This is a genomic window from Pseudomonas sp. P1_A1 (genome assembly GCF_056406935.1).
This window is the reverse complement of sequence record NZ_JBFTZE010000020.1, coordinates 48255-72695: the sequence shown is the minus strand read 5'-3', so window position 1 is coordinate 72695 and position 24441 is coordinate 48255. Positions and strand designations below refer to the sequence as shown.

Annotated in this window: 19 protein-coding genes; 9 read left to right on the top strand and 10 right to left on the bottom strand. The window is 60.0% G+C overall.

Annotation, left to right across the window (positions count from 1 at the left end; genetic code table 11):
- Positions 1-22: 22 nt before the first annotated feature.
- Together AC1D2Q_RS24390 and gpmI are read right to left on the bottom strand one after the other, a co-directional pair.
- The gene (locus tag AC1D2Q_RS24390; protein WP_477814819.1) at positions 23-1315 is read right to left on the bottom strand and encodes a murein hydrolase activator EnvC family protein; all 1293 of its coding nucleotides are present in this window, start codon (positions 1313-1315) and stop codon (positions 23-25) included.
- A gap of 169 nt (positions 1316-1484) precedes the next feature.
- A complete protein-coding gene (gpmI, locus tag AC1D2Q_RS24385; protein ID WP_477814818.1) occupies positions 1485-3014 on the bottom strand; it encodes a 2,3-bisphosphoglycerate-independent phosphoglycerate mutase in 1530 nt (509 codons plus the stop codon).
- A 153-nt stretch (positions 3015-3167) separates the two neighbouring features.
- Here gpmI and AC1D2Q_RS24380 point away from each other — a divergent pair, with 153 nt between their 5' ends.
- From AC1D2Q_RS24380 to secB, 3 genes are read left to right on the top strand one after another with little or no spacing between them, the layout of a single operon-like run.
- The gene (locus AC1D2Q_RS24380) at positions 3168-3581 is read left to right on the top strand and encodes a rhodanese-like domain-containing protein (protein WP_477814817.1); all 414 of its coding nucleotides are present in this window, start codon (positions 3168-3170) and stop codon (positions 3579-3581) included.
- A gap of 1 nt (position 3582) precedes the next feature.
- The gene (gene grxC, locus AC1D2Q_RS24375) at positions 3583-3837 is read left to right on the top strand and encodes a glutaredoxin 3 (RefSeq protein WP_007939440.1); all 255 of its coding nucleotides are present in this window, start codon (positions 3583-3585) and stop codon (positions 3835-3837) included.
- A 54-nt stretch (positions 3838-3891) separates the two neighbouring features.
- The gene (secB, locus tag AC1D2Q_RS24370) at positions 3892-4377 is read left to right on the top strand and encodes a protein-export chaperone SecB (protein WP_305410835.1); all 486 of its coding nucleotides are present in this window, start codon (positions 3892-3894) and stop codon (positions 4375-4377) included.
- A gap of 137 nt (positions 4378-4514) precedes the next feature.
- Here secB and trmL read toward each other — a convergent pair whose 3' ends face one another.
- Positions 4515-4970 (bottom strand): tRNA (uridine(34)/cytosine(34)/5-carboxymethylaminomethyluridine(34)-2'-O)-methyltransferase TrmL, encoded by a 456-nt coding sequence (gene trmL / locus AC1D2Q_RS24365; RefSeq protein WP_007939438.1) that lies wholly within the window; start codon positions 4968-4970, stop codon positions 4515-4517.
- Here trmL and AC1D2Q_RS24360 point away from each other — a divergent pair.
- The gene (locus tag AC1D2Q_RS24360) at positions 4969-5409 is read left to right on the top strand and encodes a hypothetical protein (RefSeq protein WP_477814816.1); all 441 of its coding nucleotides are present in this window, start codon (positions 4969-4971) and stop codon (positions 5407-5409) included. The genes trmL and AC1D2Q_RS24360 overlap by 2 nt on opposite strands.
- Positions 5410-5941: 532 nt before the next feature.
- On the opposite strand, the gene ntrC is transcribed toward AC1D2Q_RS24360, so the two are convergent.
- The 6 genes from ntrC to glnA all read right to left on the bottom strand — a co-directional run bounded on the left by ntrC (position 5942) and on the right by glnA (position 12014).
- Positions 5942-7378 carry a nitrogen regulation protein NR(I) gene (ntrC, locus tag AC1D2Q_RS24355; RefSeq protein ID WP_477814815.1) on the bottom strand — a complete coding sequence of 479 codons (1437 nt, stop codon included), beginning with the start codon at positions 7376-7378 and terminating at the stop codon, positions 5942-5944.
- Positions 7375-8460, bottom strand: coding sequence for a nitrogen regulation protein NR(II) (gene glnL, locus AC1D2Q_RS24350; protein WP_018929201.1), 1086 nt, complete (start codon positions 8458-8460; stop codon positions 7375-7377). Before glnL ends, ntrC begins: the two co-directional genes overlap by 4 nt.
- Positions 8461-8690: 230 nt before the next feature.
- Positions 8691-9311: a DUF4124 domain-containing protein gene (locus AC1D2Q_RS24345; protein ID WP_477814814.1), complete on the bottom strand. Its 621-nt coding sequence runs from the start codon at positions 9309-9311 to the stop codon at positions 8691-8693.
- The gene (locus AC1D2Q_RS24340) at positions 9308-9823 is read right to left on the bottom strand and encodes a DUF4124 domain-containing protein (protein ID WP_477814813.1); all 516 of its coding nucleotides are present in this window, start codon (positions 9821-9823) and stop codon (positions 9308-9310) included. The genes AC1D2Q_RS24345 and AC1D2Q_RS24340 overlap by 4 nt, the downstream gene beginning before the upstream one ends.
- 101 nt (positions 9824-9924) lie before the next feature.
- Positions 9925-10473 carry a chorismate mutase gene (locus AC1D2Q_RS24335; RefSeq protein ID WP_477814812.1) on the bottom strand — a complete coding sequence of 183 codons (549 nt, stop codon included), beginning with the start codon at positions 10471-10473 and terminating at the stop codon, positions 9925-9927.
- 134 nt (positions 10474-10607) lie between these two features.
- The gene (glnA, locus tag AC1D2Q_RS24330; RefSeq protein ID WP_310659496.1) at positions 10608-12014 is read right to left on the bottom strand and encodes a glutamate--ammonia ligase; all 1407 of its coding nucleotides are present in this window, start codon (positions 12012-12014) and stop codon (positions 10608-10610) included.
- A gap of 329 nt (positions 12015-12343) precedes the next feature.
- On the opposite strand from glnA, the gene thiI reads away from it, so the two are divergent.
- Together thiI and typA are read left to right on the top strand one after the other, a co-directional pair.
- Complete coding sequence (gene thiI / locus AC1D2Q_RS24325; protein WP_477814811.1) at positions 12344-13798, top strand: tRNA uracil 4-sulfurtransferase ThiI; 1455 nt, start codon at positions 12344-12346, stop codon at positions 13796-13798.
- Positions 13799-13937: 139 nt separating this feature from the next.
- On the top strand, positions 13938-15758 hold the full coding sequence (gene typA, locus AC1D2Q_RS24320) for a translational GTPase TypA (RefSeq protein WP_476216246.1): 1821 nt from the start codon (positions 13938-13940) through the stop codon (positions 15756-15758).
- A gap of 151 nt (positions 15759-15909) precedes the next feature.
- Here the strand turns inward: typA and AC1D2Q_RS24315 are convergent, their stop codons facing one another.
- Positions 15910-16347 carry a YkgJ family cysteine cluster protein gene (locus tag AC1D2Q_RS24315; RefSeq protein ID WP_138866653.1) on the bottom strand — a complete coding sequence of 146 codons (438 nt, stop codon included), beginning with the start codon at positions 16345-16347 and terminating at the stop codon, positions 15910-15912.
- Between the two features lie 256 nt (positions 16348-16603).
- Between AC1D2Q_RS24315 and AC1D2Q_RS24310 the strand changes: the two genes are divergently transcribed.
- From AC1D2Q_RS24310 to AC1D2Q_RS24300, 3 genes are all read left to right on the top strand, one after another.
- Positions 16604-19054, top strand: coding sequence for a glycogen/starch/alpha-glucan phosphorylase (locus AC1D2Q_RS24310; RefSeq protein WP_477814810.1), 2451 nt, complete (start codon positions 16604-16606; stop codon positions 19052-19054).
- Between the two features lie 193 nt (positions 19055-19247).
- Positions 19248-22835 carry a DUF2339 domain-containing protein gene (locus tag AC1D2Q_RS24305; protein ID WP_477814809.1) on the top strand — a complete coding sequence of 1196 codons (3588 nt, stop codon included), beginning with the start codon at positions 19248-19250 and terminating at the stop codon, positions 22833-22835.
- Positions 22832-24199: a DUF3999 domain-containing protein gene (locus AC1D2Q_RS24300; protein WP_477814808.1), complete on the top strand. Its 1368-nt coding sequence runs from the start codon at positions 22832-22834 to the stop codon at positions 24197-24199. Before AC1D2Q_RS24305 ends, AC1D2Q_RS24300 begins: the two co-directional genes overlap by 4 nt.
- Positions 24200-24441: the final 242 nt, after the last annotated feature.

Below are 24441 nucleotides of genomic sequence, written 5' to 3'. Positions count from 1 at the left end.
CCTAATGTAGGTGACTCAACGCCTATCCTTGCGCGCGGCACCATTGCGCCGGGTCACTCGGGTGACCCTGCTGACGAATAGCGAAATACAGCGCTGGTGTGTCCTGCCCGCCACTGTTACCGACAGTGGAGATGGACTCACCGGCTTTTACCACGTCACCCGCAGACTTGAGCAGCGTCTGGTTGTGACCGTAAAGACTCAAAAAACCGTTGCCGTGGTCGAGAATCACCAGCAGCCCGGCTCCGCGCAGCCAGTCGGCAAACACCACGCGTCCGCCGTGAACGGCATGCACCTGGCTGCCGGCGGAGGCGCTGATCATCACGCCGTCCCACTTGGTGCGGGCGTCGTCGCCACGGGTTTCACCGAAGCGTGCCAGCAGTCGACCATCAACCGGCCATGGAAGTTTGCCGCGAGTCGAGGCAAAAGGACCGCCGAAGGTCTCGCCTGAACTTGAAACCAGGGCACCGGGCGTCGATTTGGCGGGTTTGCGTGGGGCGTCGCTGGCGTCTGCTTCAGCCTGAGCCTCACGTAACCGCTTTTTTTCGGCTTCCTGCTGGGCGATCAGCGCTTTTTGCCGCGCTTCTTCTGCCTCTCGGGCCTGACGGGCCAGGGTTTCTTCAATGGTTTTAAGGACTTTAGACAGATCCGCCTGATCCTGCTCGCGGGCGGCCAGTTTCTGATCGCGAGCCTTCACGTCGTCATTGAGCTTGGTCAGGACTTGCTGGCGCTCCTTGCGGACCTTGTCGAGCTCGTCGCGCTGGCTGTCGAGGCTGCTTTTCTGCACCAGCAATTGCGCTTGCTGCATGGAGATGTCTTTTTCGACATTGGCCAGTTGGCGCAGGGTTTCGTTGAAATTCTTCAGCTGCTGCAGGCGGGCCTGGCTCAGGTAGTCGTAATAGGTGAGGGTGCGGGCGAATTTTTCCGGGTTCTGCTGGTTGAGCAGCAGTTTCAGATACTCCTGGCGGCCATTCTGATAGGCCGCGCGGGCCTGGATGGCGATCAGCCGTTGCTGTTCAACGCGCGCGCTCTGGAGTTTTTTTTTCTCGGCATCGAGTCGCTGCAGCTCGGATTCGCTTTTCTTCAGCTCTTTTTGCAGCGCCTCGACCTGCTTCTCGAGCTTGCCCATCTCGGTTTCGGTGCCTTTGAGGTCTTTCTGTACCCCGGATTTTTCTTCCTGGAGTTTACCCAGCAGTTTTTTCAGCTCAGCGATGTCCTGACGCGTGGCGTCCAACTGTTGTTGGGTTTGCGTGCGCTCGTCGGCAAAGGCCGGTTGGAGCAGGCATGTCAGAGCGAGGGCTATCAGGACGCGAAGCATAGAGGCGGGCGACACCAGGGAAAGGGACGGGCCTAGTATGCCCGCCAAGCGCAGCAAAAAAAATGCCCAATTGGGGCTGTGTGATAACTGGACAGAAAAACACCGCAAAACCAATGTGGGGGCGAGCAAGCCCACTCCCACAGGGTTTAGCGGCGTTTGAGCAGCGGGATTACACCAGAATCGAAGTTCCGGTCATTTCCACAGGCTTCTCAAGCCCCAGCAACTTCAGCATGGTCGGCGCCACGTCGGCCAGCACGCCGCCTTCGCGAACCTTCAAGTCACGCTTGCCGACATAGATGAACGGCACCGGCTCGGTGGTGTGGGCAGTGTGGGCCTGGCCGGTGGAGGCGTCGGACATTTGCTCGACGTTGCCGTGGTCGGCGGTAATCAGGGCTTCGCCGCCGACTTTTTCCAGCGCCGTGACGATACGGCCGACGCAGGTGTCCAGGCATTCCACAGCTTTCACCGCCGCCTCGAATACACCACTGTGGCCGACCATGTCGCCGTTGGCGTAGTTGACCACGATCACGTCGTAACGCTGGTTTTCAATGGCATCGACGATGCGGTCGGTGACTTCCGGGGCACTCATCTCGGGTTGCAAGTCGTAGGTGGCGACTTTCGGCGACGGGATCAGGATGCGCTCTTCGCCCGGGAACGGTTCTTCGCGACCGCCGGAGAAGAAGAAGGTCACGTGGGCGTACTTCTCGGTTTCGGCGATGCGCAGCTGTGTCTTGCCGTTTTTCGCCAGGTAATCACCCAACACATTTTCCAGGCTGCCCGCAGCGAAAGCCGACGGCGCGGGGATGCTGGCGGCGTATTGGGTCAGCATGACGAAACCGGCCAGTTTTGGCTGGCGAGCACGTTCGAATTCCTTGAAATCGTCTTCGACGAACACGCGGGTCAGTTCGCGGGCACGGTCGGCACGGAAGTTCATGAAGACCACGGCATCGCCGTCTTCGACCTTCACCGGCTCACCGATACTGGTGGCTTTAACGAATTCGTCGCTCTCGCCACGCTCGTATGCGGCTTGCAGGCCTTCCTGGGCGGTGGCGGCATTGAATTGGCTGGCGCCATCGACGATCAGGTTGTAGGCCTGGGACACGCGATCCCAACGGTTGTCGCGGTCCATGGCGTAATAACGGCCAATGATGCTGGCGATCCGGCCTTTGCCGAGGGCTTCGAAGGTTGCATCCAGCAATTCGATCGACGACTGAGCGCTTTTCGGCGGCGTATCGCGGCCGTCGAGGAAGGCGTGCAGGTAAATTTTCTCGGCGCCGCGCTTGAAGGCCAGTTCAGCCATGGCGACCAGGTGGTCCTGGTGGCTGTGAACGCCGCCATCGGACAGCAGCCCCATGAAATGCACGGCTTTGCCGGCAGCGACGGCTTTATCCACCGCGGCGCAGATGGTCGGGTTCTCGAAGAACTCGCCATCGCGGATCGCTTTGGTCACGCGTGTGAAGTCCTGATACACCACCCGGCCGGCGCCGAGGTTCATGTGGCCGACTTCGGAGTTGCCCATCTGGCCGTCGGGCAAGCCGACGTCCATGCCGCTGCCCGAGATCAGGCCGTTCGGCACGGTGGCCCACAGACGGTCCAGTACGGGCTTCTTCGCCGCAAAGATGGCGTTGGATTCAGGGCTCTCACTGTGACCGAAGCCGTCGAGAATAATCAGGACCAAAGGTTTAGGCGTGGTAGTCATGGATTCCACTCGTGGCTGAATTAAAAGAGGGCGATGGAAAAGGGAGTAGGAGTTTAAAGCTAAGTTCCGGCGCCGTCACCGCCGGACGGGGTTTGGCCCACCATAGTGGCTGTGTATACTGGCCGACATTTTAACGCCCTGGAACCTCCTTCGATGGTTGATCACCTGATTCAATTCGCCACCAACCACTACATTCTCGTGGGTACCTTCGTTGTACTGGCGGCCCTGCTATTGGCCTATCAGATGCAAGGCGGCGGCCGCAGCCTGAGCACCGGTGAACTGACCGGGCTGGTCAACAAGGACGCAGGCGTGGTGGTCGACATTCGTCCGACCAAGGATTTCGCCGCCGGTCACATCGTTGGCGCGTTGAACATTCCTCAGGACAAACTGACCGCTCGCGTCGGCGAACTGGAAAAACACAAGGCCAAGACCATTATCCTGGTCGACGCCATGGGCCAGACCGCCGGTACTCATGCCCGTGAACTGGTGAAAGCCGGTTTCACCGCTGCCAAGCTGTCTGGCGGTATTTCCAGCTGGAAAGCCGACAATCTGCCATTGGTGAAGTGATATGAACAACGTCGTCGTCTATTCCAGCGATTACTGCCCTTATTGCTCGCGAGCCAAGTACCTGCTCGAGAACAAAGGCGTGGCCTTCGAAGAGATCAAGGTCGATGGCAAGCCGCAGGTGCGTGCCGCGATGGCTCAGAAAGCCGGGCGCACGTCCGTGCCGCAGATCTGGATCGGCAGCACCCACGTTGGCGGCTGTGATGATTTGTTTGCCCTGGAGCGCGCCGGCAAGCTCGACGCCATGCTCAAGGCCTGACTGCTTTTAAGAAATAGCCAACCCTACAAGACCCGAGATCAGAAAGGATCTGAGATGACTGACCAACAGAACACTGCAGCTAGCGAAGAAGAAAACGCACCGCAATTCTCCTTGCAGCGCATCTACGTACGTGACTTGTCCTTCGAAGCCCCGAAAAGCCCGGCAATCTTCCGCCAGCAGTGGGAACCGAGCGTCGGTCTGGATCTGAACACCCGTCAGAAGGCGCTGGAAGGCGACTTCCACGAAGTCGTGCTGACCCTGTCGGTCACCGTGAAAAACGGTGAAGAAGTGGCGTTCATTGCTGAAGTACAACAGGCCGGGATCTTCCTGATCAAGAATCTGGACGACGCTTCGATGAGCCACACCCTGGGCGCGTTCTGCCCGAACATCCTGTTCCCGTACGCCCGCGAAACCCTGGACAGCCTGGTGACCCGCGGTTCGTTCCCGGCCCTGATGCTGGCCCCGGTGAACTTCGACGCGCTGTACGCACAAGAGCTGCAACGCATGCAGGCGGCTGGCGAGACTCCGACCGTTCAATAAGCGTTCGATGCCGTAACGAAAAAAGCGCCGTAACGGGCGCTTTTTTCATGGGGCAAACGAACTCGCAGGGGGCCATGATCGTTCCCACGCTCTGCGTGGGAATGCAGCCCGTGACGCTCCGCGTCACACCGGTGGTCCTACTTGAACCCGAGCTGGCGCCAGGCCTCGTACACCGCGATGGCCACGGTGTTGGATAGGTTCAGGCTGCGACAGCCTTCGCGCATGGGCAGGCGCAGGCGTTGTTCGCCGGGCAGGGCGTCGAGCACTTCGGCTGGCAAGCCACGGCTTTCCGGGCCGAACAGGAAGGCATCGCCCTCGGCGAAGCTGGCATCATGGAACGGTCGCGAACCCTTGGTGGTAAAGGCGAACAGCCGAGGGTGGCCGAGGCTTTCCAGACAGCTGGCGAGGTCTGCGTGGCGTTGCAGGGTGGCATACTCATGGTAATCGAGGCCCGCCCGGCGCAGGCGCTTGTCGTCCATCTCGAAGCCCAGCGGTTCGATCAAATGCAGGTGGCAGCCACTGTTGGCGCACAGCCTGATAACGTTGCCGGTATTCGGCGGAATTTCTGGTTGGAAAAGGATGACGTGAAACATGCACGGCTCCGAAGGTAAAGATGAGCAGCATTCTACGCCGCAAGCGGATCCCCGTTCGAAACTATTCCCGCGGGTGATGGGTTCGCTGGCGATTGTCGGGGTGATGGTGGGCCTGATGATCGGTCGTCTGACTGCGCCCGACCCCAGCGTTTTGCAGCAGATCGAGGTGACCAATGATGGGCTGGTGGTGTGGTTCAACAACGAACCCAAAACCCACGGCGAGTTGGTCGACGGCAGTGTTGCGCTGTTGTTCGAGGCTGAAGGCCGTGCACAGAAAGGTCAGCTCAAGCTCAACGGCAAGGACGTGAACTGGCGAACACGTTTGAGTGATGGGGGATTGTTGTTGACGGTGGTGGCGGCCCGGCCCCTGCAGGGCGACTGGGCCGGTAGCGAGGTCGATGATCGCTGGCGGCTGGAGATCCATCTCCGAGAGCAATAAAAGAGGGAATCCCCGGCCTGCCTGTACCAAGGTTCCCAAAACGGGAGGGCTCGCGCATTGCGTCGTGAGCCCGGTGTAAAGAGGGAATCCCCGGCCTGCCTGTACCAAGGACCCCAAAACGGGGTGGGCTCGTCGCTGTTGCGGTATGAGCCCGGTGTAAAGAGGGGAATCCCCGGCCTGCCTGTACCAAGGTCCCCGAAACTGGGTAGTGAATCGAATCACTGATTGGACTATTGCAGGGGGCGTGCCAGTTTTTAATATGTTGAAACGAAAATTCGCTGAGTAGCGCTGAAAGCCCCGTATTCCGGGGCTTTTGTGTTTTTGCGGTATGGTTTTTTCTGCAGATGAGCGCGGGATTTGGGGCGGGGGTTTGTGCGCGATTGCGGTTCACGGTGCATTGCCGCGGTGCATAACCCTAGTTTGTCTACCAAAAAAGATCGCAGCCTTCGGCAGCTCCTACAGGGTTTTGGGTACACCTGTAGCTGCCGAAGGCTGCGATCTTCTCGCTGACGACTAGGTTCTAAAGCCGAATCTAGCCCTCATCCCCCTCATCATCATCCCCACCGTCTACCTTCATCCCCAATTCCTTGATCTTGCGCGTCAAGGTATTACGCCCCCAGCCCAGCAGCACGGCGGCGTCGCGGCGGCGGCCGGCGGTGTGTTTGAGGGCGGTTTCGATCATGATCCGCTCGAAGGCCGGCACGGCGCTGTCGAGCAGGCTCGACTGACCGCGTGCCAAAGCCTGGTCGGCCCACTGGCGCAGCGCCTGCTCCCAGTTGGTCACCGGTGCCGAGTCCTGCGGCAGGCTCAGCAGTTCTGGCGGCAGGTCGCTGATGTGCACTTCGCGACCTGAAGCCATTACGGTGATCCAGCGGCAGGTGTTCTCCAGCTGACGCACGTTGCCTGGCCATGGCAGGTTTTTCAGGTATTCCTCGGTTTCGCTTTTCAGCAGTTTCGGTTCCACCGCCAGTTCTTGCGCGGCGCGGCTGAGGAAGTGCTTGGCCAGGGTCGGGATGTCTTCGCGACGGTCCGACAGCCGTGGAATGTGGATGCGGATCACGTTGAGGCGGTGGAACAAGTCCTCACGGAATTTCCCGGCATGCACCAGGGTTTCCAGATTCTGGTGAGTCGCAGCGATGATGCGTACATCGACCTTCACCGGTGTATGGCCGCCAACACGGTAGAACTCACCGTCCGCCAGTACCCGCAGCAAGCGAGTCTGAGTGTCTGCCGGCATGTCGCCGATTTCATCGAGGAACAGCGTGCCGCCGTCGGCCTGTTCGAAGCGCCCGCGACGCAGGTTGGCCGCGCCGGTGAACGCGCCTTTTTCGTGGCCGAACAGTTCGGACTCCATCAGATCCTTGGGGATCGCCGCCATGTTCAGCGCAATGAACGGCGAGGCCGCCCGTGGGCTGTGACGGTGCAGGGCGTGGGCCACCAGTTCTTTACCGGTCCCGGATTCGCCATTGATCAGCACGGTGATGTTGGAGTGGCTCAAGCGCCCGATGGCGCGAAACACTTCCTGCATCGCCGGCGCTTCGCCGATGATTTCCGGGGTGCGGGTCAGCGTCGGGACGACTTCCAGGCCTTGTTGTTCCTGAGCGTGTTGATTGGCGCGCTTGACCAGGGAAACGGCTTCGTCGACATCGAACGGCTTGGGCAAGTATTCGAACGCACCGCCCTGATAGGACGCGACAGCGCTATCCAGGTCGGAGTGGGCAGTCATGATGATGACTGGCAGCCGTGGGTGTTGTTCGCGAATCCGCGCCAGAAGGTCCAGGCCGCTGGCACCCGGCATGCGAATGTCGGAGATGATCACGTCCGGCTGCTGGCGCGCCAGGCGGCTCATCACGCCATCGGCGCTGTCGAAGCTTTGCGTGGTCATGCCTTCCTGTTGCAAGGCTTTTTCCAGGACCCAACGGATAGAACGGTCGTCATCGACGATCCACACGGTTTCACTACGGCTCATGTCGATGTGGCTCCTTGTTCCAGTGGCAGAAAGATCGAGAACGTGGTGTGGCCTGGATGGCTGTCACATTCGATCAGGCCCTGGTGCTGGCTGATGATGTTCTGGGTAATGGCCAGGCCCAACCCGGTACCGTCCGGGCGGCCGCTGACCATGGGGAAGAAGATGGTTTCCTGCAGCTCGGCGGGGATGCCTGGGCCGTTGTCGATGATTTCGATCTTGGTCACCAGGCGATGGCGCACGTGGCCGATGGTGAACTGGCGCATGGCGCGGGTACGCAAGCTGATGCGGCCAAGGCGCAGCTCGTTCTGGCTGCTGATGGCCTGCATCGCGTTGCGCACGATGTTGAGTACGGCCTGAATCATCTGTTCGCGATCAATCAAGACATCCGGAATGCTTGGGTCGTAGTCGCGCACCAAAGTGATGCAGCCCTGACTTTCGGCTTCCACCAACTGACACACACGCTCCAGCACTTCGTGGACGTTGCACATGGCCAGCGACGGCAGCTTGTTAGAGCCGAGCATGCGATCCACCAGATTGCGCAGGCGATCGGCCTCTTCAATGATGACGTTGGTGTAATCGCGCAGGCTTTCTTCCGGCAACTCACGGGCGAGCAACTGAGCCGCGCCACGAATGCCGCCGAGAGGGTTCTTGATCTCGTGGGCGAGACCGCGCACCAGCATTTTGCTGGTTTCCTGCTTCGACAGTTGTGCCTCTTCCTTGGTGATCCGCAGGAGGCGGTCGCGAGGATGAACCTCAAGCAGCAGCATTGTGTCGCCATTGCTCAGGATTGGCGTCACGGCGTAGTCGACGGTCAAGGTCTGGCCGGTGAGGGCGGTGAGCATCGCTTCGCGCTTGGTGAACGGGTGTGCCTGCTCGACCGCCTGGCGCAGGGAGTTCAATGCTTCGGTGGATTCGGTGAACAACTCACTGATGAACTGCCCATGGCTACGCTGGCCACTGATGGCCAGGAGCATTTCCGCCGCCGGGTTCATGTACTCAAGGCGCAGTTCGGCGTCGAGCAGGATGGTGGCGGTGGTCAGGTTGTCGAGTAGCAAGCGGTGTAGTGCGTCGCTAATGGTCATCAGGACCTCTTTTGGAGCAGGGCATGCGCATGAATAACGCGCCGGTATGAGGAAAATGCAAAAACCAAACCAAGGCTCCGAAAAGAAGCGTTTAGAGCCTGAAACGGGCGTTTTACGCTCGTTTGCATGGCGTTCTGCCAGTTTTTTCGGGTACTTTCGAACCAAAATGGGTTGAAATGTGGATATGGTGCAGATGTTTGCACCAATATAGTGCGCAAACCTGAACGAAGTTAGAAGAAGGGCAAGAAGGCGCTTTTTTCTTCTTCAGGCTTGTCTTTAAGGGGGCATTCCGGCCGTTGGCCGTAGTCGGTGAGGGTGCAGGGTTTGACCTGGCGCTTCTGCGCCAGGGAAATGCGCAGCATGTGGAACGGCTGATTGGCCGTGCGTTCGACGGTGTGGCCCTGTTCGTCGAGGATCTCCACCGACAGGTTGTGACTGCCACGGTCGATATTGCTCAGGGCGAACACCGGGCTGGGGCCGGGTTCGGCAGTGGGGTGGCCGTCCAGCAGCAAACGGTAACGATGACCCCGTTGCAGGCCGGGTTCGCTGGTAACGCTGACGATCAATTCACCGGCACTGCTACGGATCGTGGCATCCGGTTCCGGCACCAGCACCCGAAGCATGTCGTAATGAAACAGGGGGTTGGCCGGGTTTGTTTTCGCAGCGGTCATGGGCGCTGCGCCACTCGGGTTGGCTGACATTCGATTGCTTGTCGCCAACGGCACACGCTTGGCGTTGCGGGTGCCCGGCTGATCGGTGAAAACCCGATTGCCCTGGGCATCGACATAGGTGAAAACTTCGGCCATTGCCGGCAGGCAGACCAGGCACGCGATCAACAGCCAGGCCCTCAAGGTTTATGCACCCGTTGCACGGTGAGCGTCACGGTGGGGCTCTGTTGCACGACGTTTTGCCCGTCGATCACCTGAACCGCGAGGTTATGTTCGCCGCGGTCGATGTTCACCAGTTGCAGGATCGGCACGTTGCTCGGCTGGCCGTAGGGTTGACCGTCCAGTAACAGCCGCAATCGATGAGTGCCTTGCAGGCGTGGATTGATCAATACGCTGACGGTGAACGTGCCGTTGTTGGCGCGCAAGGCTTCTTCGGTGGGCAGGCCGCTCAGCTCCAGCACCTGATAGGCGCTGTGCGGTTGGTCACGGCTACTGGCTTGCGCAGGTGCTACGGGTTCGCTGGGCGACTGACGCTCGACGCTGTTGAGCGGTGGCAATTCGACCGGCCGGGCTTTGACGCCGTCGGGCGGCTGATTGCTGTAGGCGGTATTGCCATTGGCGTCGGTGTACTTATAGATCTGCGCGGCGGCGGGCAGGGCGATCAGTACGAGCAGGCATAACAACAATGAGCGCATTGCAGGCTTCCATTGGCCGTTGGGCAAGTGTCCGGCCCTGTTCCGTTCGTGGCGACTAAGCGCTGAGCATAGAGCACATCAGCGCATGTCGGCAGGCCGGCTCAGCGGCTGGCGCTGCACAACTCGGCGGTGGCGCGTACTTTGGCGAGCTTGCGCAGTGGTGCTTGAGCGCCGGTTTTATTGGCCTTGGCCAGCCAGGACGGGCACTGCGGGTCATTGCGATAAGGGCTGAAATCGGCCAGTTGTTGCAGCAGGCGTTTTTGTAACCGATCAAGTTGCGGGCGGATCTGCCCCACCAGATCCGGGCGAGGATCAGCGGGCGCCTTGCCCTGTGCATGCCAATCAGACAGGTGGGCGTATTGCACCAGTTTGTTGGCCTCGATCTGGGCCGAGAAAAACTGTTCGACGGCTTCATTGCTCAATTTATAGTCAGGAGCCACGGCGGCAGCACCCGCAATTACCTCACGCTCGCGCTGACGATCTTCGACAGGTTTGCCGCTGTCCCATTTGCTCAGTGCGACCTGATCGGCAATCGCCAGGCGCTCCTCGATGGTGCCCAGCAACGGAGCGAGAGCGGCAGGGGCCGGGCTGGCGAAAGCGTTGTTGGCCAGCAGGGCAGTGAGCAAGGCAAGGGATGAGCGTAGGCGCATGGAGGATCTCGACTTTATCGGGTGAAGGCCATGATGCACGCAACCGGGCATCCGATGACAGACGTTCGCCCACAAAAAAGGCCTCCCGAAGGAGGCCTCTCTTTTGTCACGCTGCGTAGTGCAGCGCTACCGGATCAGCAGCTGTAGTACAGCTCATATTCCAGTGGGTGTACGAAGGTACGAACCTTGATTTCTTCTTCGCTTTTCAGAGCGATGTAAGCGTCGATGAAGTCGTCGCTGAAAACGCCGCCTTTGGTCAGGAACGCACGACCTTTGTCCAGCTCTTCCAGGGCTTCTTTCAGGCTGCCGCAAACTTGTGGGATCTCTTTCGCCTCTTCAGGCGGCAGGTCGTACAGGTTTTTGTCAGCTGCATCGCCAGGGTGGATCTTGTTCTGGATGCCGTCCAGGCCAGCCATCAACAGTGCAGCGAAGCCCAGGTACGGGTTGGCTGCCGGATCCGGGAAGCGGGCTTCGATACGGCGAGCGCGAGGGCTGGACACGTAAGGAATACGGATCGAAGCGGAACGGTTGCGAGCCGAGTAGGCCAGCATCACTGGAGCTTCGAAACCTGGGACCAGACGCTTGTAGGAGTTGGTCGACGGGTTGGTGAAGCCGTTCAGAGCCTTACCGTGCTTGATGATGCCGCCGATGAAGTACAGGGCGGTGTCGGACAGGCCGGCATAGCCTTCGCCAGCGAAGGTGTTCTTGCCATCTTTGGCGATGGACAGGTGAACGTGCATACCCGAACCGTTGTCGCCGTACAGAGGCTTCGGCATGAAGGTCGCGGTGCGGCCGTATGCGTCAGCTACGTTGTGTACGCAGTATTTCAGGGTCTGAACTTCGTCAGCCTTGGCAACCAGGGTGTTGAACTTCACGCCGATTTCGTTCTGACCGGCAGTCGCCACTTCGTGGTGGTGAACTTCGATGACCAGGCCCATTTCTTCCATGGCGTTGCACATGGAGGTACGGATTTCGTGGTCGTGGTCGAACGGCGGAACAGGGAAGTAGCCGCCTTTGATGCCTGGACGGTGGCCTTTGTTGCCGCCTTCTACGTCCTGGTCGGACATCCACGAACCTTGTTCGGAGTGGATTTTGAACATCGAGCCGGAGATGTCGGACTTGAACTTCACTTCGTCGAAGATGAAGAACTCAGGCTCTGGACCCACAAATACGGTGTCGCCGATACCGGTCGACTTCAGGTATTCCTCAGCACGCTTGGCGATCGCCCGTGGGTCACGGTCGTAGCCTTGCATGGTCGAAGGCTCGATCACGTCGCAAACCAGGATCAGGGTCGGCTCTTCGGTGAACGGGTCGAGAACGGCAGTGCTGTCGTCCGGCATCAGGATCATGTCGGAAGCTTCGATGCCTTTCCAGCCAGCGATGGAGGAACCGTCGAACATTTTGCCTTCTTCGAAGAAAGCTTCATCCAGCGCATCGCGAGCCGGCATGGTCACGTGGTGCTGAGTGCCTTTGGTGTCCGTGAAGCGCAGATCAATCCACTTGACGTCATGATCTTTGATGAGTTGAACCGACTTCGACATAGTGTCCTCCGGGTGGCTTCGGGCTTAGTAATGGATGCCCTTAAATGTGGGTGATGCCGGCGCGAATACTCTGCCATGGCAACCTGCCTCACAAGGGAGCAAATTGCATGCCAGTGCCTCATCATGGGTTTTTTGCCCCAATATCACGCTTGCAAGAGAGCGGCGCACCATAAAGCGCAAAATATCGCCCTGTAATGTAGCGTCGAATTCCATGAATGACCTGTTTTGGTGCGCGCAAAACCTTCTGCACATTAACTGGTTAAACCTTGAGCAATTTCCGCTATAATCCGCGCCCCCCTTTTTCGGCTGGCCCTGCGCGCGCTGTTTTCATGAAACTAATCGTAAAAGTCTTCCCCGAGATCACCATCAAGAGCCGCCCGGTACGGATGCGTTTCATCCGCCAGTTGGCCAAAAACATCCGTACCGTGCTCCGCGATCTGGACCCGGCCGTGGTGGTGAACGGTGTGTGGGACAATCTCGAGCTGGAAACCCGCGTCAGCGACCCCAAGGTCCTGAAAGAGATGGGCGAGCGCCTGACTTGCACGCCAGGCATCGCGCACTTTTTGCAGATCGACGAGTACCCGCTGGGCGATTTCGACGACATCGTCGAGAAGTGCAAGCAGCACTACGGCGATGCGCTGGCCGGAAAGATTTTTTCGGTGCGCTGCAAGCGTGCGGGCAAGCACCCATTCAGTTCGATAGACATCGAGAAATATGTCGGCAGCCAGTTGCGCCGCCAGTGCGGTGCCGCCGGGATCGATCTGAAAAAGCCCGAAATCGAAGTCCGTATCGAAGTTCGCGACCAACGGTTGTTCGTGATCCATAGCCAGCACAACGGCATCGGCGGTTATCCGCTCGGCGCCCTGGAACAGACGCTTGTATTGATGTCCGGCGGCTTCGATTCCACCGTGGCAGCCTACCAGATCATGCGCCGAGGGCTGATGAGCCACTTCTGCTTCTTCAACCTGGGCGGACGTGCCCACGAATTGGGCGTCATGGAAGTCGCGCATTTCATCTGGAAGAAGTACGGCAGCTCCCAACGCGTGTTATTTGTCAGTGTGCCGTTCGAGGAAGTGCTGGGCGAGATTCTCGGCAAAGTTGATAACAGTCATATGGGCGTCGTATTGAAGCGTATGATGTTGCGCGCCGCATCCAGTATCGCTGACCGGCTGCACATCGATGCGCTGGTCACCGGCGAAGCGATCTCCCAGGTATCGAGCCAGACCCTGCCGAACCTGTCGGTGATCGACTGTGTGACCGATAAACTGGTGCTGCGCCCGCTGATCGCCAGCCACAAGCAGGACATCATCGACACGGCCAACGAGATCGGCACCGCCGATTTCGCCCGGCACATGCCGGAGTACTGTGGGGTCATCTCGGTCAATCCGAAAACCGCGGCCAAGCGCTACCGCGTTGAACATGAAGAGAAAGAATTCGACATGGCGGTGCTCGAGCGTGCGCTCGAAAACGCCAAACTGGTGCCGATCGATCGGGTGATCGACGAATTGGGCCAGGACTTGCAGATTGAAGAAGTCAGCGAAGCGCTGGCGGGCCAGATCATCATCGATATCCGTCACCCGGATGCCGCCGAAGACGACCCGCTGGAGCTTTCTGGCATTGAGGTACAAACGATGCCGTTTTATGCACTGAACGCTCGTTTCAAGGAACTGGACCCTACTCGCCAGTACCTGCTGTATTGCGACAAAGGCGTGATGAGTCGCCTGCATGCCCACCATTTGCTCAGTGAGGGGCATGCCAATGTGCGCGTTTATCGACCGAGCTAAGTGCCCGGGGCTGTTTGCCTGTGGCCTGCGTCACCGGCCCCCCGACACTGCCGTCAAGCTGTAACGGCCATGCCGGACACTACTGTCAATCGCTGCCAAGACTTGTCAGCACACCGAATCCTCTGATCGAGATACACAAGTGATCGAAAATCTACGCAACATCGCCATCATTGCCCACGTTGACCATGGTAAAACCACCCTGGTAGACAAACTCTTGCGTCAATCCGGCACCCTGGAGCGCAACGAGCTCAACGACGAGCGCGTGATGGACTCCAACGACCAGGAGAAAGAGCGCGGTATTACCATTCTGGCGAAAAACACCGCCATCAACTGGAACGGCTACCACATCAACATCGTGGACACCCCGGGCCACGCCGACTTCGGCGGCGAAGTTGAACGCGTAATGTCGATGGTCGACTCCGTTCTGCTGCTGGTTGACGCTCAAGACGGCCCTATGCCGCAAACCCGTTTCGTGACCAAGAAGGCGTTCGAAGCCGGCCTGCGTCCAATCGTGTGCATCAACAAGATTGACCGTCCAGGCGCGCGTCCGGACTGGGTTCTGGACCAGATTTTCGACCTGTTCGACAACCTGGGCGCTACCGAAGAACAGCTGGACTTCAAAGTCGTCTACGCCTCGGCCCTGAACGGTATTGCCGGTCTGGACCACACCGACATGGCTGAAGACATGACCCCGCTGTACCAGTCGATCGTCGACAACGTACCCGCGCCGGCTGTTGACCGTGACGGTCCGTTCCAGATGCAGATCTCCGCTCTGGACTACAACAGCTTCCTGGGTGTTATCGGTGTTGGCCGTATCGCTCGTGGTCGCGTCAAGCCGAACACTCCGGTCGTGGCTATCGGTGCCGACGGCAAGAAGCGTAACGGTCGTATCCTGAAGCTGATGGGTCACCACGGTCTGCACCGTATCGACGTTGAAGAAGCTGCTGCAGGCGACATCGTGTGCATCAGCGGCATGGACTCGCTGTTCATCTCCGACACCCTGTGCCACCCGGACACGGTCGAAGCGATGAAGCCTCTGACCGTCGACGAGCCAACCGTTTCCATGACCTTCCAGGTAAACGACTCGCCTTTCTGCGGTAAAGAAGGCAAGTTCGTGACTTCCCGTAACATCAAGGAACGTCTGGACAAAGAGCTGCTGTACAACGTTGCACTGCGCGTTGAAGAAGGCGACTCGGCTGACAAGTTCAAGGTTTCCGGCCGTGGTGAGCTGCACCTCTCGGTACTGATCGAAACCATGCGTCGCGAAGGCTTCGAAATGGGCGTTGGTCGTCCGGAAGTGATCATCCGTCAAGTTGACGGCGTGAAGCAGGAACCGTTCGAAAACGTAACCATCGACACCCCTGAAGAATCCCAGGGCAAGGTCATGGAAGAGATGGGCCTGCGTAAAGGCGACCTGACCAACATGGTGCCGGATGGCAAAGGCCGTGTTCGTCTGGAATACAACATCCCTGCTCGCGGTCTGATCGGTTTCCGTAACCAGTTCCTGACCCTGACCAACGGTGCTGGCATCCTGACCTCGATCTTCGATCGCTACGACACCATGAAGTCCGGCGACATGTCCGGTCGTCAGAATGGTGTTCTGGTATCGGTAGAAACCGGCAAGGCGCTGACCTACTCCCTGGAAACCCTGCAGGCGCGTGGCAAGCTGTTCGTTGAGCACGGTCAAGAGATCTACAACGGTCAGATCGTTGGTCTGAACAGCCGTGACAACGACATGGGCGTCAACCCAACCAAAGGCAAGAAGCTCGACAACATGCGTGCTTCGGGTAAAGACGAAACCATCGCTCTGGTTCCACCTGTTCGCTTCACTCTGGAACAGGCCCTGGAATTCATCCAGGATGACGAGCTGTGCGAAGTGACACCTAAGTCGATCCGCCTGCGTAAGAAGATCCTGGACGAAGGCGAGCGTACCCGCGCTGCCAAGAAAGCCAAGAACTGAGTTAACTCAGGCTGAATGAAAACGCCCCCGGTCGAAAGGCCGGGGGCGTTTTTGTTTGTCTGGAGCGAAAATCAAAAGATCGCAGCCTTCGGCTCCTACATTGGATCGACGTACAGCCTGTAGGAGCTGCCGAAGGCTGCGATCTTTCAGGTCAGAACTTGTCGAGGGTCCGCGGATTGTTCTCGCGCACCACTTCTTTGGGTTTGTACGCGCAATACCCCGGCCGCGGTCCGATCTTCGGGTGGTTGCGGCAGGTGTCCGGGCGCTTATCATAAATAGTGCATAAACGGCTTTTACGATCCAGGTACAGGCAATCGTTGTTGCTCATGCGCTGGAGGGTGAAGATCTCGGACTTCTGGTTGTAGCGCTCGACAATCCCTTCCTTCTGCAAGCGCTTGGCGATGTTCTTGGGGGGATCGCCCAGTTCGAATTCGTCGACGATGCCGATACGGATCAGATCCTTGATCTTGACCTCGACCGGCAGCGTGCAGCAGCTGGACATGCACGAGCCGCACATTGGGGCAGAGTACTTGGCCCAGGTATCGAGGCGATCGATTTCCGCGGCGGCGATCAGGTTGGGCTTCATCATCGGTTGTTACCAGCGTGTGCATCAGGGCGCGCGATCATACCGGGACTGGTGGATTTTTGAACAACCTTTCGCCAGATTTTTTTTGCTGGTCGCAAAATAGTCCTGTGTCCGGCACGACCCCTGCATCGTTTCAGGCACGCGATAACCTAATGCCGATCTATCTCGTACTAACAGGAAAAACTGCCGAACCAGAGTCCCTATGGTCTGTCAGACCGACTAGGCTCAGACAACTTCACGCTCGCTCGAGGTCCTATCGATGACTCAAGAACCACTTGTTCGCGAAGCAGAGGTGGCCGCATTCCGCGACGCCGTCTTGACCAAGCTCACTTACGCGGTGGGTAAAGACCCGGATCACGCCTTCGACCACGACTGGTTCGAAGCCATTGCCCTGGCGGCGCGTGATCACATGGTCGAGCACTGGATGGACCACACCCGGCAGATCTACCGCAAAGGCCAGAAACGCGTTTATTACCTTTCCCTTGAATTTCTTATCGGTCGCTTGCTCTACGACAGCCTGAGCAACCTCGGCCTGCTCGATGTGGCCCGCGAGGCCATGACCGAACTGGGCGTCGATATCGAACGCATCCGTCTGCTGGAGCCCGATGCGGCACTGGGCAACGGTGGCCTCGGGCGTCTGGCGGCATGCTTCATGGAAAGCATGTCGACCCTCGGCATCGCCGGCCATGGTTATGGCATTCGTTACGAACACGGTTTGTTCCGCCAGGCCATCGTCGACGGCTGGCAGCAGGAGCAGACCGAACACTGGCTGGACTTCGGCAACCCGTGGGAGTTCGAACGACCCGAGGTGGCCTACCCGATCGGTTTCGGCGGCAGTGTCGAAACCGTGACCGATGAAGCCGGCAAGTCCAGGCAAGTCTGGTCCCCGTCGGAAACCGTGAGGGCCATCGCCTACGACACCCCGGTGGTCGGTTGGCGTGGTGCAAGCGTCAACACCCTGCGGCTGTGGCGCGCCCGGGCCATGGAGGAGCTGCATCTGGAGCGCTTCAACGCGGGCGACCACTTGGGCGCGGTCGCGGAAGTGGCCTGGGCAGAAAGTATCTCCCGCGTGCTTTACCCGGCGGACAGCAACGAGGCCGGCCAGGAGTTGCGCCTGCGCCAGGAATATTTCTTCGTCTCCGCGTCCTTGCAGGATTTGTTGCGTCGCCATCGCAACATGCACACCTCGGTGCTGACCCTGGGCGATCACGCGGCCATTCAACTCAACGACACTCACCCCTCGATCGCCGTGGCCGAACTGATGCGACAGTTGGTCGACGTCTATGACGTAGCGTGGGATGCGGCCTGGCAGATCACGGTCGACACGCTGTCGTACACCAACCACACGCTGTTGCCGGAAGCGCTGGAAACCTGGCCGGTCAGTCTGATGGAGCGGATGCTGCCCCGGCACATGCAGATCATTTACTTGATCAACGCCCAGCACATCGACTCGTTGCGAGCCAAAGGTGTTCACGATTTCGACGTGCTGCGGGCGATTTCGCTGATCGAGGAAGACAACGGTCGCCGCGTGCGCATGGGTAACCTGGCATTCCTGGGCTCTCACAGCGTCAATGGCGTGTCCGGCCTGCACACGCAGCTGATGCGCAGCACGGTGTTCTCCGAGCTGCACAAGCTTTACCCGGACCGGATCAACAACAAGACCAACGGCATTACCTTCCGCCGCTGGCTCTATCAGGCCAACCCCGAACTCACCTCCATGCTGGTCGACGCCCTCGGCCCGAGCCTGCTGGACAACCCCGAGGAGCGCTTGCTCGCGCTGGAGCCGTTTGCCGAGAAGACTGCATTTCGCAAGCAGTTCGCCGAACAGCGGCTGCACAACAAGAAAGCCCTGGCGTACCTGATTCATGAGCGGCTGGGGATCGCGATTAACCCGGCGGCGATGTTCGATGTGCAGGTCAAGCGAATCCACGAATACAAGCGTCAGTTGCTTAACCTGATGCATACCGTTGCGCTGTATCAGGCGATTCGTGCCGAGCCGGAAACCGACTGGGTACCGCGAGTAAAAATCTTCGCCGGCAAGGCGGCGGCCAGTTATCACCAGGCCAAGCTGATCATCAAACTGACCAACGACATCGCGCGGGTGGTCAACAACGACCCGACGGTGCGCGGCTTGCTCAAAGTGGTGTTTCTGCCCAACTACAACGTCAGCCTGGCCGAGAGCATCATTCCGGCGGCGGACTTGTCGGAGCAGATTTCCACTGCCGGCTTCGAAGCCTCGGGCACCAGCAACATGAAGTTCGGCCTCAATGGGGCGCTGACTATCGGCACCCTGGACGGGGCCAATGTGGAGATGTGCGAACGCATCGGTGCCGAGCACATGTTCATTTTCGGTCTCAGTGCCCAGCAAGTGGAGGCGCGCAAGCGCAACCATGAATTCAACGCGGCGCCGGACATTGCCGCCTCCCATCGACTCAGTGACGTGCTGCAGGCGATTCGCAGTGGGGTGTTTTCGCCAGACGATCCGTCCCGTTACACCGCGCTGATCGATTCACTGGTGGACTACGACCGCTTCCTGGTCTGCGCCGATTTCGACTCTTACTGGAACGCGCAGATGCGGGTCGAAGCTCACTGGCACGACTCGAAAGAGTGGTGGCGTTCGGCGGTATTGAACACCGCGCGGATGGGCTGGTTCTCGTCCGACCGGACCATTCGCGAGTACGCAACGGATATCTGGAAGGCTTTGGAGTAATTTTTAGCAACAAATGTGCGCAAGGCCCAACGTCCGTTGGGCCTGATCGATATACTAAGCACCAACTTGACCCAGTGTGGGAGCGGCGCACCGCCGCTCCCACACTGGATTCCGGGTGTCTGCTCACTAGACTGAGCCAGAGGCTGTATCGCACGGATCAGCCCCGCCACGGGGCCGCTTAGGGATATCGACCATGCAATGGATGTTCATGCTGATTGGGCTGCTGTTGGGCTGGATACTTGACGAGTCGTTCAGCGAGGCGCTGTTGGGCGCTTTGCTCGGGCTGGGTCTCGGCCAGGCCATGCGTATCGGCCGCTTGAGCACTCAAACGGCCGAGCAGCGACGCTTGCTTGATCAGGCTCAGGTTGCGCTGCATGCAGTCGAGCAGCGACTGGCATTGCTGGAGGTGTCGGGTGCCAAGGCACCTGAACCAGGCGAACCGGTTGTCAGCGAACCTGCTGAGCCGCCTGAAATCATTCTTGAGCAAGCCCCTGTCGCACCCCCGGAGCTGGTCTGGGAGTTACCCCCCGAATTCGAACCCATCACCGTGGCCGCTGCCGAAACCAGTCGTCCGTTGCCCGCCGATGTCTGGCAACCCGAGCCGGTCGCCCGCGAACCGCAGCAACCGGCCGAGCCGCGCGGCCCGAACTTCATCGAGCGCGCCATCAGCGGCGCACGCAACTGGCTGTTTGGCGGCAATACTGTGTTGCGGGTCGGTGTGGTGCTGTTGTTCCTCGGCCTGGCCTTCCTGTTGCGCTATGCAACCGAAGGCATGGTGGTGCCGATCGAGTTGCGTTACGCCGGTGTCGCGGCGGCGGCCTTGGGCCTGCTCGCCCTGGGCTGGTGGCTGCGACTGCGCAACAGCAACTACGCGCTGATGCTGCAAGGCACCGGGATCGCGGTGTTGTACCTGACGGTATTTGCCGCGATGCGTCTGCATCCGTTGCTTGATCCCAAGGCAGCATTGGGCCTGTTGGTGGTGGTGACGGTGTTCTCGGCGATTCTCGCCATTACCCAAAATGCGTTGGGCCTGGCCGCCGCTGCCGCGTTGGGCGGTTTCGCCGCGCCGATCCTGACCTCCACCGGCGCTGGCAATCACGTCGCGTTGTTCAGCTATTTCGCCCTGCTCAACGCCGGCATCCTCGCCATCGCGTGGTTCAAGGCCTGGCGGCTGCTCAACCTGATCGGGTTTGTCGGCACCTTCGGCATCGGCTTTGCCTGGGGCCTGCGCTCCTATAGACCGGAGCTGCTGTGGAGTACCGAGCCGTTCCTGATTCTGTTCTTCCTGATGTACCTGGCCATCGGTTTGTTGTTTACCCGGCGCAAGTTGCTGGAAATGAGCGACGCGCCCGAGGACGACAGCCGTGAAGCACTGCTGCGCTGGTCGGCGCACAAGGGCGATTACGTCGACGGCATGATGCTGTTCGCGCCACCGTTGGTGGGCTTCGGTCTGCAGTTCGCACTGGTGGAGCACTTTGAATTTGCCGCGGCCTTCAGCGCCTTGGCCCTGGGCATGATTTACATGGGGCTGGCCCGGTTGCTGATGGGGGGCCGAGCACTGTTGTTGGCCGAAACCTGTCTGGCGCTGGGGGTGATCTTCGCCAGTCTGGCGATTCCTCTGGGGCTTGATGCGCGTTGGACTGCCGCAGCCTGGGCGGTGGAAGGCGCGGGGATTTTCTGGCTCGGCCTGCGTCAACGACGGCCGCTGGCGCGGGCCTTTGCCTTGCTGCTGCAATTGGGCTCGGCGTTGGCCTTTATCAGCGAATTGCGCAGCGGCGAGAGCAGCCTGCTCGATGGTGCGCCGCTGGGGGCGTTGATGCTCGGCGTGGCGCTGCTGTTCAGCTTCTACCAATTACGCAAAGCGTTGCCTGAACAGGCGTTGCCATGGGAACGCCAAGGGTTGCCGGTGCTGGCCTGCCTGGGCCTGACGTTCCTCTATCTGCTGGCGCCGCTGTTTTTCTTCACTCACGGCACGGCGATCAGTTGGGCGCTGGCCGGGTTGGCGACGCTGTTCGTCGGCCTGCGCCTGCAATCGCGGGCGTTCCTGTTCAGCGCGTTCGCTGTGCAACTGCTTGGCGGTGCGTTGTTCCTGGTGCGGCTGCGAGGGGCGAGCGGAGACTCGGCTGCGGTCTTCAGCGCCGGCTGGAGCGGATTGCTCAGCGCATCCTTGATCGGGCTGGCACTGATCGCCGGCATGTTGTTGGCGGCCCGGGACGAAATGGTGCGCAGTGACGTGCGTTTGCTGCGCGGCTTGTCGGTGGTGTTATTGGCCGGTCTGGTGCTGATCAACCTGGCGGTGCTGTTCGTGTTGCCGTGGCAAACCGCGAGCGCGGTGTGGGCGGCCAGTGGTTTGTTCATCATCTGGCTGAGTCTGTACCTGAAGCAGCGTGTGAGTTTTGTCTTTGGTCTGCTGTTGCAGGTGATCGGCGGCGTAGCGTTCCTGTTCGCCGGGCCAGACCTGCTCGGGCCGCTGCTCAGCGAAGGGTTGCGACCGTTGGCGCATAGCGGGTTCTGGACACCGCTGGTGCTGGGGCTGGCGGCATTTGTCGGGGCCTGGCGTTTGCAGCTAGGCAACCATGCTTCGGCTTTCGATGTGTTGAGCCTGCAGCGCTTGTCCGAAGTGTTGCTGGTGTGGGGCACCGGTTGGTGGGCACTGGCGTGGATCAGCGAAGTGCTGCGCTTTGCGCCTGTGAACCTGCAAGCGACGTTGTTGCTGGCGGTCGCGGCGGTGAGTGTGGCGCTGTGGGCGGTGCTGGCGCTGCGCCTGAAATGGTCGTCGCTGGGCTTGCTCTGCACCTTGCTGATTCCCGCCGCCGGTCTGGTATTACTCGCGGCCTGGTATTCGCGTTATCACCCGGCAGCCCATTTCGGTTGGCTGGTTTGGGCTGCGGTGTTCGTCGTGCATTTCTCCTCGCTGCGGCGGCTGGCGCCAATGCTGCCCGAAAAAGCCCTGAGCACCGCCCATGTGCTCGGCTGCTGGCTGTTGATCGGCGTGCTGGCCCTGGAGCTGCGTTATGGCTTGCTGCTGTTGTCGGAGCAGTACAACGCCTGGCGCTGGTTGGGCTGGGCGATTCTGCCGAGCCTGTATCTGGTGCTGATGGCCGCACCGCGCGCGTGGCCATGGCCAGTGTCGGCTTACCCCCGCGAGTATCGGATCTATGCCGCCGCGCCGCTGGCGGTGTTGATGCTCGGCTGGTTCTGGCTGGCGAACATTGCCAGCGACGGCACCGCCGAGCCGTTGCCGTATGTGCCACTGATCAACCCGCTGGAGCTGGGCCTGTTGTTCGCCCTGTTCGGCGTCTATGTCTGGTCCCGCAACGCAGTCACGCAACTGGCGATTCGAGAGGATTACGCCGATAACGCCACGCAGGTGATTGCCGGTGTTTCACTGTTTGCCTTCTTCACCGCGCTGGTGATGCGCGCGGCCCACCACTGGGGTGGCGTGTCGTTCGCGCTGGATCTGTTGCTTGAGTCGATGCTGGTGCAGGCCGGGCTGTCCATCGTTTGGACCCTGATGGCCCTGAGTCTGATGATCGGTGGGCATCTGCGTCACCGCCGTGAAGTCTGGCTGATCGGCGCAGGGCTGATCGCGCTGGTGGTTGCCAAGCTGTTCTTCGTTGAATTGAGTAACCGCGGCGGGCTGGCGCGGATCGTGTCGTTTATCGGCGTTGGCGTGTTGCTGTTGGTGGTGGGCTATTTCGCCCCGTTGCCACCCAAGCGTGCCGAAGCCGTGCCGGATGCTGAAAAACCGGCCCCTGAAACCGAAGGAGTGTCATCTTGAGTCAGAAGCTGAACCAGGGCTGGTGGGTTGCTGTTGTGCTGGGAGTGACACTGTCGGCTGGCGCGCAGGAAAAACCTGCGGACTTCGTCACGCAGGTGCCATTGTCTGTGAGCGGTGAGGGCCCTTGGTATCGCCTGGAATTGCCCTTGGGCGTGCAACTGAACGCGCGGCAAACCGATCTCAGCGATGTGCGCGTGTTCAACGCCGCCGGTGAGCCCCAGGCGTACGCTTTGGCCCGAGAGCCTGCGCAGACCCACGAAAACCGCACGCTGACCGACGTAAAGTGGTTCCCGTTGTACAACTCGGCGGATGCCAGCGAGCGCACGCCGAGCGTACGGGTGCAATCGAACACCAACGGCACGTTGATCGAAGTGCAGCCGTCCAGCCAGTTGGAGGCGGGCGAAGAAGAGCTGCGCGGCTGGTTGCTCGATGCCAGCGGCATCAAGGCGCCGTTGCAGCAATTAATCCTCGACTGGACCAGTGAACGCGACGGTTTCCAGCGTTTCAGCATCGAAGCCAGCAACGATTTGCAGCATTGGCAGTCGTGGGGTGAAGGGCAGGTGGCGCGTCTGACGTTTGCCGACGAACGGGTCGAGCAACATGAAGTCGGCCTGCCGGGGCAATCGGCGCGCTATCTGCGTTTGCTTTGGAATTCGCCTCAGTCGGCGCCAGTGCTGACCTCGGCGCAGCTGGAAAGCACCAACCCTCGCACCTTGCCGCTGCCGTTGGTCTGGTCGCAACCCTTGGCCGGCAGCAGCGTGAAGGCCGGTGAGTACATCTGGCAATTGCCGATGGGGTTGAACGTCCAGCGTTTGCAGATCGAGTTGAATCAGCCCAACAGCCTGGCACCGGTGACGTTGTCGGGACGCCGGGAGACCAGTCTGCCGTGGCAACCGCTGACCAACGGTTTGCTCTATCGCCTGACCCAGAATGGCCAGGACGTGGTGCAGAACGAATTGCAGTTGTCGGGCCAGACCGTGCAGCAATTGAAACTGACGGTGGATGAACGCGGCGGCGGCCTGGGCGCCGAAGCACCTACTGTGCGGTATGCCGTGCGCTCCACGCAATTGGTGTTCCTGGCGCGCGGGGCCGGGCCTTATACGCTGGCGCTGGGAAGTGCGACAGTGAAGGCGGCGAGCTTGCCATTGTCGACGCTGATTCCCGATTACAGCGCGGCGAAGCTGGCGACGCTGGGCAAGGCGACGGTGGACGGCGGGGCCGTGGTGACCCCGGCGGCGACAGCGCCAACGGTGCTGGGCACGAACTGGAAAAAGATCGGGCTGTGGGCGGTGTTGCTGCTCAGTGTGCTGTTTCTGGGGGGGATGGCGTTCAGTTTGCTGCGCAAGCCTGCTGCTAAATCCTGAGGGTGGCTGGCGCTGCGCGCCAGATCGCGGGCAAGCCTCGCTCCTATGGGGGCGCAGGTTTGCCTGCGAAGGCGTCCTTCCTGCCACCAAAAATATCGAAACTGCCGCCCAATCGCGGCCCATTTCCAACTACGCTCAACTCCGCGCATGAACTCTATTGGGAGTATCACGTCTGATAGGAGGAAATGCGCCCCGACTCGCGTTAAACTGCGCGGGTTTTTAGCCCCCCATTCCTCCGGAGC

Excerpts from the sequence above, each read along its gene's own strand:
- gpmI (WP_477814818.1), bottom strand. The coding sequence starts at position 3,014 with ATGACTACCACGCCTAAACCTTTGGTCCTGATTATTCTCGACGGCTTC.
- trmL (WP_007939438.1), bottom strand. The coding sequence starts at position 4,970 with ATGTTTCACGTCATCCTTTTCCAACCAGAAATTCCGCCGAATACCGGC.
- thiI (WP_477814811.1), top strand. The coding sequence starts at position 12,344 with ATGAAACTAATCGTAAAAGTCTTCCCCGAGATCACCATCAAGAGCCGC.
- glnL (WP_018929201.1), bottom strand. The coding sequence starts at position 8,460 with ATGACCATTAGCGACGCACTACACCGCTTGCTACTCGACAACCTGACC.
- grxC (WP_007939440.1), top strand. The coding sequence starts at position 3,583 with ATGAACAACGTCGTCGTCTATTCCAGCGATTACTGCCCTTATTGCTCG.
- secB (WP_305410835.1), top strand. The coding sequence starts at position 3,892 with ATGACTGACCAACAGAACACTGCAGCTAGCGAAGAAGAAAACGCACCG.
- AC1D2Q_RS24360 (WP_477814816.1), top strand. The coding sequence starts at position 4,969 with ATGCACGGCTCCGAAGGTAAAGATGAGCAGCATTCTACGCCGCAAGCG.
- AC1D2Q_RS24315 (WP_138866653.1), bottom strand. The coding sequence starts at position 16,347 with ATGATGAAGCCCAACCTGATCGCCGCCGCGGAAATCGATCGCCTCGAT.
- AC1D2Q_RS24380 (WP_477814817.1), top strand. The coding sequence starts at position 3,168 with ATGGTTGATCACCTGATTCAATTCGCCACCAACCACTACATTCTCGTG.
- ntrC (WP_477814815.1), bottom strand. The coding sequence starts at position 7,378 with ATGAGCCGTAGTGAAACCGTGTGGATCGTCGATGACGACCGTTCTATC.
- AC1D2Q_RS24340 (WP_477814813.1), bottom strand. The coding sequence starts at position 9,823 with ATGCGCTCATTGTTGTTATGCCTGCTCGTACTGATCGCCCTGCCCGCC.
- AC1D2Q_RS24310 (WP_477814810.1), top strand. The coding sequence starts at position 16,604 with ATGACTCAAGAACCACTTGTTCGCGAAGCAGAGGTGGCCGCATTCCGC.
- AC1D2Q_RS24335 (WP_477814812.1), bottom strand. The coding sequence starts at position 10,473 with ATGCGCCTACGCTCATCCCTTGCCTTGCTCACTGCCCTGCTGGCCAAC.
- glnA (WP_310659496.1), bottom strand. The coding sequence starts at position 12,014 with ATGTCGAAGTCGGTTCAACTCATCAAAGATCATGACGTCAAGTGGATT.
- AC1D2Q_RS24390 (WP_477814819.1), bottom strand. The coding sequence starts at position 1,315 with ATGCTTCGCGTCCTGATAGCCCTCGCTCTGACATGCCTGCTCCAACCG.
- AC1D2Q_RS24305 (WP_477814809.1), top strand. The coding sequence starts at position 19,248 with ATGCAATGGATGTTCATGCTGATTGGGCTGCTGTTGGGCTGGATACTT.